Origin of the sequence: Sphaerospermopsis reniformis (assembly GCF_005402885.1) — a bacterium.
Lineage (GTDB): Bacteria > Cyanobacteriota > Cyanobacteriia > Cyanobacteriales > Nostocaceae > Sphaerospermopsis > Sphaerospermopsis kisseleviana.
Genome location: NZ_BJCE01000191.1, coordinates 1 through 10,657 on the forward strand (window position 1 = coordinate 1; position 10,657 = coordinate 10,657).

The following is a 10,657-nucleotide window of genomic DNA, read 5'->3' on the forward strand; positions in this document are numbered from 1 at the left end:
TGAAATCCCAAAAAATGCACACTTTTTCCGGTATACCCTTCAAAACCCTTGCACTAATTTCTGTGTTTATCAGCCTCTAACCTTTGATATATCAAGGTTTTAGGTTTATTCAGCAAACCCTAATTAAAGGTTAAAGTGAAGGTTTTTCGTTTCATGCTGTACTTTACTCATTCTTCTATTATTAACGCACCTGTCGAAGTAGTTTGGAAATTCCATGAAAGACAAGATATTTTACAGCTACTTACCCCACCTTGGCAACCTGTACAGGTATTGCGTCGAGAAGGGGGACTTGATGAGGGTGCAATAACTGAGTTTAAATTATTTATTGGACTTTTACCTTTAACTTGGTTAGCGCGTCATACAGATTTTGAACAATATCGGTTGTTTACTGATGTACAAATATCGGGACCTTTTGAGTCTTGGGTGCATCGTCATGAGTTTACAGCAGAAGATGGAAAGACTAGATTAACTGATAATATTTCTTATTCTATGCCTGGTGGTGATGGAGTGGAATTTGTCAGTGGTTGGTTAATTCAATTGCAGTTAGAAGCGATGTTTCGTTATCGGCATTTTATTACGAAACGGGAATGTGAGTCACAATAGCTGCTAATCAATTATCCAGATTTAGGGATAGTTGTGTTAATTTTTATAGCAATTTGTAAAACTTTGTATCAACTTTTGGCTCTGGAGAAGTAACTGAACTTTAAAAAGCTTAATATCTATATCTTCAGCTTTTTTCATAAGTTGGGGATATATCTATTTCCTATTTTACAGTTATTACAAATCAAATCTAGTTGCTATATAATGAATGCACATTAAATAAAAGAAGATAACAAGGAACAACTTCATGCCCTATACCAACGAAGAAGGCGGTCTTCTCAATAATTTTGCCCAAGAACCCAAGGTTTATCAAGCAGAACCACCTACGGATGGACAAAAGCGCAATTATATTATTTTAGGAATTGCTGCTGCTCTTTTGGTAGGTGGTTTAATTTTTGTCGCCTTTACCGTGTCCAATGTCAACTAAAAACAAAAGCAAAATAATTTAATAAAATTTAATGTTTTCAGATTTTCAGGTTTCCATCTCAGGAGTAACCTGATTTTTTTTATTTTTTGCTAAGATCAAAGAGAAGTTAAGTATAAATATATACGTCTATTGTGATTAAACCTGGAAAACTTGATTCATCCTGAAAAAAATACATTTACCTGAAATCAGAATTAAGGAGATTTTTCAATCAGTTATGTATATTGTATTTAGGCTGTTGTAGCCACTATGAGCGTGAATGAAACTTTAACTACAGATATTTTTACCTTGAATCGGCAAGTATATCAACGCCTAAAATTTGCTCTGAGTATAGGTTTGCGACGACAAATATTTTTTGCCGTATGTGATGACTTACACTTGAGAAATCAAGTAGCTACTCGGTTGCATTCTACCTTGGCTTATCCGGTCGGGCAAGTGTTATATCACCCAGTAGAGACAGAGGGAATTAGCACTCCAGCTTATCCACGATTAGTCACATTGCGACTTAATTTAAATGATCCCAATCCCATAGCGCAGATAAATCAATGGTTAGCTAATTATCCCCCTCCTGTGGTTGGGGAATCAAAAGACAGTCCTGGCCGTCCTTTACCAATACCAGCATTTCAGATTGTAGGTGTGGAACTGCTGACGAAACAATCAGTAGCGGTACAGCGTTTGTTTCTGCACTATCTTCGATTAAGTGAACAGTATTTTGCTAACCAAGAAACCAGTTCATTTTTAGAATCTAGTTTATTGTTTTGGGTTCCTCGTCCTTGGTTGTATGCTATTCAGCAATCAGCACCGAAATTTTGGCAATGTCGAACTGGTGTATTTATATTTACTGGAGAACCAACACCAACGTTAGAAAATCGCAGTTATCCAGAAAATTTCTCTAGTTTGCGAAGTGTTGATTTAGGCAATCTAGAAAAATCAGTTGTTGATAAATCAATCACCTCACAAGAGGAGATTAACAAGGCTATTGAAGAATTTAATTTTACTGAAGATGATGATTTTTTTGAAGATACTTCTGTAAGTATAGAATATGAATCACAGCCATCATCGACAACATCTACCAAGGAAGATATTATACCTGAGCTTTCATCTTTCTTGCATATTAGTGGTGAATTGATTTCACTATTCAAAGAATCACTAAATCCGAATCTTGCTGAAGATGTAGAGGAAAACTTACAACCAAAACAACTACTTTGGGAAATTGAAAAATTAAAAATTCAGCAAGCTTCTGGGGAAGAACTCGCAGTAGCTTATCACAAATTAGGAACGTTATATCGGTTACGTATTGAACAGGGACAGTCAAGTTTAGAAAACTTGATGGTAGCTATTATTGCCTATCAGGAAGCTGTTAGCTATGATGATACTTCACCCCAACTTCCAGATACTTTAAATGATTTGGGAACACTATATTGGATGTTGCACCGCACACCAGGAAGTAGTGAAGAAGCAAAAACTTATATCCAGCAGGGAATAGAATTTTATCAGTTAGCCATCAAACTGATTACACCTGATAGTCAACCGGAAATTTATGCCCGTGTACAAAATAATTTAGCCACAGCTTATGGTGATTTAACAAGGTTTTCTAACCCGGTGGAAAATTGGCAGGAAGCAGTTAAAGCTTACAATGAAGCACTGCGCTACCGCACCGAAGAAATTGATCCTTTAAAATATGCTGCTTGCCAAAATAACTTGGGGACTGCATACTGGCATTTAGGACAATATAGTGATCCTGTGGAACATCTCAAAAAAGCGATCGCAGCTTATAATTTCGCACTTGCTCACTATCAACCTGAAGATGAACCAATTAAATATGGTATGATTCAAAATAACATCGGTACTGCTTATTGGAATTTATCTCAATATGAAACACCATTGGAAAATTTACAATTAGCAGTTGATTTTTACCGGGAAGCTTTGAAATATCGGACACCAAATAATATTCCTGCTGCTTGTGCTGCTACCAAGAATAATCTAGCTACTGCTTATTGGCATATAGCAAATTTACCACAAGTAACTAAGGACATTCGCCAAAATTTCCTACAATTGTGCATCAAGACTTATGAAGAAACTCTCACACTGGCTAATTCTCTAAATCAGATTAATTTCAGTTTTGATGTTTTGGCAACACAGAATAACTTGGCTTTAGCCCATTATCAATTAGTTACAGATCCATCTTTCAAGGGTGATAAAAAAATTATTTCTCAGCATTTAGAAGCATCTTTAGATAATCATGTACAAGCTTTGGGCAGATTGGTAAAAAACACAGAAGGTTATCACACAACTTTCAACCATATAGTCAAAATAATTCGCACTTTTCATAATGAGTTAGGTATCCAAGGTCAAAATTTGGCTTTATCTAAAGTTCCCGGTAATTTGATTCCAGATATTTTACCTAAGTTATAGGTGATTGGTGATTGGTGATTGGGAATAATATTACCCATTACCCATTACCCATTACCCATTACCCATTACCCATTACCCATTACCCATTACCCATTACCCATTACCCATTACCCATTACCAAACCTCACAGATATGATCACTATTTCAACGGACTTGATATAAAATAGTCTTTTATACTCTGTTCCCTATTCCCTCATTAATTACTAACCCAGACTTATGAGAGAGACTTTTCTAGAGGTTCGCAATCTACAAGTTGAATTTTCCGGTGATGGTAGTCAGATTAAAGCTGTGGATGATATCAGCTTTAATTTACGTCGTGGTGAGACTCTAGGAATAGTGGGAGAGTCTGGAAGTGGTAAATCGGTGACAGCACTGGCAATTATGGGTTTGTTGCAATATCCCGGTAAGGTGAGTGGGGGAGAGATTTTGTTTCGTCCCCAGGAAAATGCTAAACCTCTGGATTTATTAGCTTTACCTGCTGAAGAAATGCAGCTTTACCGGGGTGGAGATATGGCGATGATTTTCCAAGAACCCATGAGTTCTTTAAACCCAGTTTATAACATTGGTTTTCAGCTAACAGAAGCAATTATGCGACATCAAAAAGTTAGTATAACTGAAGCCAAAAGAATTGCGATCGCAGGTTTACAAGAAGTTAAACTTTTACCTAGTGATGAGAAAATACAACAGCAATATCTTGATAATTGGCATTTAACTCACCCAAAAACACCTCTACACAGTGATTTTCAGTTAGCGCAATTAGTGAAGGAACATAAAGCAGCAATGTTAGAACGTTTCCCTCATGAACTTTCTGGAGGTCAGTTACAAAGGGTAATGATTGCAATGGCAATTTCTTGTAATCCATCACTGTTAATTGCTGATGAACCGACTACAGCTTTAGATGTAACGGTACAAGCAACAATTATTGATTTGATGCGAGAATTACAACAAAGCCGCGACATGGGGATGATTTTTATTAGTCATGATTTGGGCTTAATTTCTGAAATTGCTGATCAAGTTGCAGTAATGTATAAAGGTAAAATTGTTGAATATGGTTCAGCCTCACAAATATTTACTTATCCTCAACATCCATATACTAAAGGTTTAGTCGCTTGTCGTCCGACTCTTAACCGTCGTCCTCAAAAATTGTTGACTGTTTCTGATTACATGATTGTTGAGGAAAATGCCAACGGTCAAGTTATAATTCAAGCCAAAGAGCCAGCACAACCACCAGAAGTTACTAAAGAAGAAATTAACACAAGATTAGAAAATCTCATCACACAAAAACCACTTTTACAAATTGATAATCTGAAAGTTGGGTTTCCGATTCGGGGAGTTTTTGGAGGCACAAAACGTTATCATTTAGCGGTAAATGGCGTTTCCTTTGCAGTTTATCCAGGAGAAACTTTGGGATTGGTAGGAGAATCAGGTTGTGGTAAAACTACTTTAGGTAGAACCTTATTAAGATTGATTCAACCAATGGCTGGTAAAATTATTTTTGATGGGCAAAATATCACTTATCTCCAAGGAGAAAGGCTACAGAAATTAAGACGTAAAATGCAAATAGTGTTTCAAAATCCCTTTAGTTCTCTTGACCCAAGAATGAAAATTGGGGAAGCGATTATGGAACCTTTATTAATTCATTCTGTGGGAGAAACCAAACAACAAAGAAAAGCAAGAGCAGCAGAACTTTTAGAAAGAGTGGGATTAAGTGCTGATGATATGAAACGCTACCCCCATCAATTTTCTGGTGGTCAACGTCAACGCATTTGTATTGCTCGTTCTTTAGCTTTAAATCCCAAGTTTATTATTTGCGATGAATCAGTTTCCGCTTTGGATGTTTCCGTACAAGCGCAAGTTTTGAACTTGTTAAAAGAACTGCAACAAGAATTTCAATTGACTTATATTTTTATTTCCCATGATTTAAGTGTGGTCAAATTTATGAGCGATCGCATTTTAGTCATGAATCAAGGTAAAATAGTTGAATCAGGTACAGCAGAAAGTATTTATCGTCAACCAAAAGAAGAATATACACAAAAATTAATTGCTGCTATCCCTACAGGTAGTCCTGAACGCATGAAAAACCGCGATTTAAATTAAAGAACGTCGGGGGAAATGGGGAGGTATCAAGTCAAAAGTCAAAAGTCAAAAGTCAAAAGTCAAAATTAATAACTCCCGTTCCCAATCACCAATCACCAATCACCAATCACCAATCACCAATCACCAATCACCGTCTGCAATTTAGCTAATAGCAAAAAAATCTGTATACCTTGATACAAAAACAAATAAAATTTAGAGTTAAAATGGCCAAAATAGGTCAAATAGTGATTGAACCTACAAAAAATTGACAAACTACATACTTAACAAAATACCTAACACAGTGTTTCCAGCCTCGGTTTTGCGCCTAGACAACGGTTTGACATTTATTCATCAGGAGATACCCGCTACCCCTGTAGTAGTGGCAGATGTTTGGGTGCGTGCGGGAGCAAACTTAGAACCAGAACCGTGGTTTGGCATGGCGCACTTTTTGGAACACATGATATTTAAAGGTACAGCCACCTTAGCACCAGGGGAATTTGATTATAACATTGAAAAAATGGGTGGTGTAAGTAATGCAGCAACGAGCCATGATTATGCACATTACTACCTAGCTACAGCTACCCCTTACCTAGCAGACACCTTACCCCAATTAGGCGAACTATTGCTAAATGCAGCAATTTCCGCAGATGAATTTATTCGGGAACGAGATGTAGTATTAGAAGAAATTCGTGCTTGTGCAGATGATCCTGATGCCATAGGATTTGAAGCACTACTGAAAAACGTCTATCAAAACCACCCTTATGGACGTTCTATATTAGGTACTGAGCATGATTTAATGCAGCATTCACCAGAAGCGATGCGGTGTTTTCATCGTTCCCACTACCAACCAGAAAACATGACAGTAGTAGTTGTAGGGGGAGTGGAACAGGAAAGAGCTTGGGAAATTGTCAATAGAACATTTACAGAATTTAGTGATGACGCAAATTTTCCTGTATCTGAGAAAATAGCACCACCAATAATTACAGGCATTCAAAAACAGGAGTTAATATTACCACGCCTAGAGCAAGCGCGGTTAATTATGGCTTGGGTAGCACCAGGAGTAGAACAACTCAAAGATGCAAATGGTTTAGATTTGCTATCAGTATTATTAGCACAAGGAAGAACTTCCCGGTTAGTGCATGACTTACGAGAAGATAAACAACTGGTACAAGCAATTTGCAGTAATTTTTCCCTACAACAAGAGTCAAGTTTATTGACAATTACCGCTTGGTTAGAACCAGAATATCTGGATAGAGTAGAGAATTTAATTCAGGAGCATTTACACCATTTGCAAACAACAGGTATTAGCGAGCAAGAACTGAAGCGCACGCAAATATCACTTTGTAATGATTATGCCTTTGCAACGGAAACACCAAATCAGTTAACATCTCTTTATGGTTACTATAATACAATAGCCCAAGCTGAACTAGCCGTTACCTACCCACAGCAAATTCAGTCCTTTGATACTCAAGAACTGCAAAAATTAGCACAAAATTATCTTTCACCGCAAAATTACGCAGTTACTATTCTCAAGCCATATTAGTGACTGGGCATGGGGCATTGGGCATTGGGCATTGGGTTATTCATCTTCCCATGCTTCCCCTGCTTCCCCTGCTTCCCCTACCTCCTGCTTCCTGCCTCCTGCCTTCTGCCTCCTGCCTCCTGCCTCCTTCCATCATTAACCTGTTAAAAGCAAGAATGCAAAATATAAATAATTCTCAGACTTCTATCTATCGCACCGTATTACCGAATGGCATTGTTTTATTGGTAGCAGAAAACCCAGCAGCGGATATTATTGCGGGGAGAATTTTTGTCCGTGCTGGTAGCTGTTATGAAAAAGTAGAAACAGCAGGTTTAGCACATTTGTTATCAGCAGTGATGACAAAAGGTTGTGATGGTTTATCTAGCTTAGAAATTGCTGAAAAAGTCGAGTCTGTGGGTGCGAGTTTAAGTATAGATGCAGGTACTGATTATTTTTTGCTGTCGTTGAAAACAGTAACTGCTGATTTTGCAGAAATTTTAGCATTGTCTGGTTTGTTATTGCGATCGCCCACATTTCCCAAAAATCAAATCGAACTAGAAAAACGGTTAGCACTGCAAGACATTCGCTCCCAAAAAGAGCAACCTTTTAACCTCGCTTTTGAACAAATGCGACAAGCAATGTACCAAGAACACCCTTATTCTCGGTCGGTTTTAGGTACAGAAACCACTCTTAGTAGTATCAATAGTTCAGACTTAGCAGAATTTCACCAAGTTCATTTTCGTCCAGATAACATAGTAATTAGTATTGCTGGACGCATTACACCAGAAGCAGCACAAGAATTAGTCACAAAAGTTTTTGGTGATTGGCAACCACCAGAGCAACCACGGCATATACTAGATTTACCCGCTATTTCTGTTACACCAAAATCTTGTCTCAAACCTTTAAATACACAACAGTCAATTGTGATGTTGGGTTATATGGGTCCATCAGTCAGCGCCCCTGGATACCCCGCTCTCAAATTGTTAGCTACATACCTGGGAAATGGGCTTTCTAGCCGCTTATTTGTGGAATTACGAGAAAAAAGAGGTTTAGCCTATGAAGTCTCTGCTATTTACTCTACACGCCTGTTTCCCGCCTCATTTATAGTGTATATGGGGACAGCACCAGAAAATACCAGTATAGCTCTCGCAGGATTGCGCCAAGAAGTAGAAAGACTGTGTAATACAGAACTATCTGCGGAGGAACTACAAACAGCTAAAAATAAAATCTTGGGACAGTATGCCCTCGGTAAACAAACTAACGGACAAATTGCTCAAATATACGGTTGGTATGAAATTCTAGGTTTAGGAATAGAATTTGACCATGAATTTCCTGAACTCATCAACAAAGTCAGTCCTAAGTTAGCAATGACAGCAGCTAATAGTTATTTACAGGAACCTTTTGTGTCTTTAGTTGGTCAAGAAGAAGCAATTAAATCAGTTATCAGTTAACAGTCATCAGTCAAAAACCTTACACTTTTCTGGGCGGACAGAAATGAAAAAATGTCTTTAATTCTCCTACTGACTCCTGACTCCTGCTATCAAAAACTGTAAGATGAGCATAAGAATATCCCAGGTAGATGATATGAAATATCACTTGATAAAGAGTATTTACCACTACTCAAGACAAAAACAGTCTTATTACTTACTTTTATTTTCCGTTACACCTTTACTGTTTGCCTCCTCTGCTAGAGTATCAATAGCAGCACCTGTAGAAATTGCCCAAGTCAGTACAGTAGGTAACATCAACCGCCCTACTTTGCAAATAGGTAGTCAAGGTGAACGAGTCTCAGAACTGCAAGCAGCACTGACACTGTTAGGCTTTTATACAGGTGCAGTAGATGGCGTTTATCAAGAAGGTACAGCTAGGGCTGTTTCTCGGTTTAAACAAGCAGCGGGCTTAAATCCAGATGGTATTGTAGATACTCTTACTTGGCAAAGACTTTTCCCTAATGTATCAACCGTTGCTGCCAATACCTTGCCATCTGTTGTCCCAACAACCACCAGTAATAATTTGAGTAATAATTTGAGAGTTCCTGCTCAACCCAATAGAAACACTAGGGTTAATAACGCCACAGTTGTACCAAAACCGAATCCTCCCAAACCAACGACAACTGCCCAAAATAAGCCTAACACCAGCTTTCAGCCGACTCCGCCCAATCAGCGAAATCCTAAGATTCAATATACTACAGCCGGATGGCCTATTTTGCGTTTAGGCAACACAGGCTCGGAAGTAACCAAATTACAAAGACTACTACAAACCTTGGGATTTTTCAAAGGTGGTATAGATGGAGACTTTGGTGCTGGAACTGAAGCAGCAGTCAAAGCTGCTCAAGTTCGTTATGGGTTACAACCAGATGGCGTGGTTGGTGCAGCTACTTGGGAAGCTTTCGTGCGGCGACTACCCAAGCAACGTTGAAAAAATTAAAAATTCACAATAGCTGCATTGAGTTTGAGGATATCAACTGTAGAATCAATCTAAAATCCAAAATCCAAAATCCAAAATCTAAAATCTAAAATCCAAAATTGGATGAAATGAAACACTTTTTATTAACTTGGCTGGGTACAGCGTTAGCATTATTGGTAACATCTCAAATTGTACCAGGTTTCATTATCAAGACTTTTGTAGCGGCCTTGGGTGCTGCTATTATCATCGGGTTGGTAAATGCCATCATTCGCCCAATTTTGAGTTTGTTAGCATTTCCCATTACCCTGATTACTTTTGGTTTATTTACCTTTGTCATCAATGCTTTAACTCTGTGGTTAGCAAGTGCTATCACTCCCGGTTCAGGTTTTGAAATTCAGGGTTTTATACCTGCTTTTCTCGGCTCTATTGTACTGGCAATTGTTTCCAGTATTATTAATTATGTACTGAGAGTAGTAGATTGAAGAAGGCAGAAGACATTTAGGTGACAGGCAGGTGACAGGTGACAGGTGACAGTAATACAAAGTCAGCAAAAAAGTTAATTTTTACTCTACACTCTACATCCTGCAACTGCTATAGTCACTGCTCCCACTTCCCCTGGTAAACGGAAAATTTGCTTGGGAACTAATAAACTCACTGCTGAAGTATTATGAGATGCTGCTAAAATAGCTGCTGCTTCTGCTACACTCGGTGTTCCTACTGTTTCTGTAATTATTTTCCCAGGGTTGGGAACACTGACACCAGCTAAGACTTCTGCGGTGAAGGTTTTGAGAGGTAAATTATGTATTCGGCAAAATTCTCTTACACCCAATTCTGAAGCTTTAATATCAATGCTGGCAATACCCGCAAGATCGGTATAAGCAAGCTGATATGTTTGAAAAGTTCTCTCAATTGCTATATCAATTAACTCGGAAGAAATTCCTTTTTGACAACCCATACCCACCCATAAGGAGTTTACTAGTTGTTGCACAGATGCGGTAATCATAAATAATCACCCGAACTTACAGCTATTTTCAGGTAAATGAACTACATCTTGATTCAGGTTTCGCGCAAAGGAAGAAAGAAATTAATTTAGGGGTTGCTGAGAAAGTCTTTCCGTGAGGGCATAGGAGTCAGGAGTCAGGAGTCAGGAGTCAGGAGAAGATTTGAAAATTTCTTTGCCATCTCTTGAAATCCCAAAAAATGCACACTTTTTC

Annotated in this window: 10 protein-coding genes; 9 read left to right on the forward strand and 1 reads right to left on the reverse strand. The window is 38.2% G+C overall.

Features of this window, described 5'->3' with window-relative positions; all coding sequences use genetic code 11:
• Positions 1-153: 153 nt before the first annotated feature.
• From FFR48_RS20730 to FFR48_RS20765, 9 genes are all read left to right on the forward strand, one after another.
• Entirely contained in the window at positions 154-603 is a 450-nt protein-coding gene (locus tag FFR48_RS20730; protein WP_096567069.1) for an SRPBCC family protein, read from the forward strand.
• 244 nt (positions 604-847) lie between these two features.
• Complete coding sequence (gene psb34 / locus FFR48_RS20735) at positions 848-1,027, forward strand: photosystem II assembly protein Psb34 (RefSeq protein WP_137668679.1); 180 nt, start codon at positions 848-850, stop codon at positions 1,025-1,027.
• A gap of 246 nt (positions 1,028-1,273) precedes the next feature.
• Positions 1,274-3,439 (forward strand): tetratricopeptide repeat protein, encoded by a 2,166-nt coding sequence (locus tag FFR48_RS20740; RefSeq protein ID WP_137668680.1) that lies wholly within the window; start codon positions 1,274-1,276, stop codon positions 3,437-3,439.
• 18 nt (positions 3,440-3,457) lie between these two features.
• Entirely contained in the window at positions 3,458-3,601 is a 144-nt protein-coding gene (locus tag FFR48_RS29055; protein WP_201277657.1) for a hypothetical protein, read from the forward strand.
• A 54-nt stretch (positions 3,602-3,655) separates the two neighbouring features.
• A complete protein-coding gene (locus FFR48_RS20745) occupies positions 3,656-5,536 on the forward strand; it encodes an ABC transporter ATP-binding protein (RefSeq protein WP_137668681.1) in 1,881 nt (626 codons plus the stop codon).
• A gap of 280 nt (positions 5,537-5,816) precedes the next feature.
• Positions 5,817-7,058, forward strand: a complete 1,242-nt coding sequence (locus tag FFR48_RS20750; RefSeq protein WP_137668683.1) for a M16 family metallopeptidase — start codon at positions 5,817-5,819, stop codon at positions 7,056-7,058.
• A gap of 155 nt (positions 7,059-7,213) precedes the next feature.
• Positions 7,214-8,488, forward strand: a complete 1,275-nt coding sequence (locus FFR48_RS20755; protein WP_096567057.1) for a M16 family metallopeptidase — start codon at positions 7,214-7,216, stop codon at positions 8,486-8,488.
• Between the two features lie 133 nt (positions 8,489-8,621).
• On the forward strand, positions 8,622-9,455 hold the full coding sequence (locus FFR48_RS20760) for a peptidoglycan-binding protein (protein WP_137668682.1): 834 nt from the start codon (positions 8,622-8,624) through the stop codon (positions 9,453-9,455).
• A gap of 116 nt (positions 9,456-9,571) precedes the next feature.
• Positions 9,572-9,925, forward strand: coding sequence for a phage holin family protein (locus tag FFR48_RS20765; RefSeq protein WP_096567052.1), 354 nt, complete (start codon positions 9,572-9,574; stop codon positions 9,923-9,925).
• 86 nt (positions 9,926-10,011) lie between these two features.
• Here FFR48_RS20765 and FFR48_RS20770 read toward each other — a convergent pair whose 3' ends face one another.
• Positions 10,012-10,446: a cobalamin biosynthesis protein gene (locus FFR48_RS20770; RefSeq protein WP_096567051.1), complete on the reverse strand. Its 435-nt coding sequence runs from the start codon at positions 10,444-10,446 to the stop codon at positions 10,012-10,014.
• Positions 10,447-10,657: the final 211 nt, after the last annotated feature.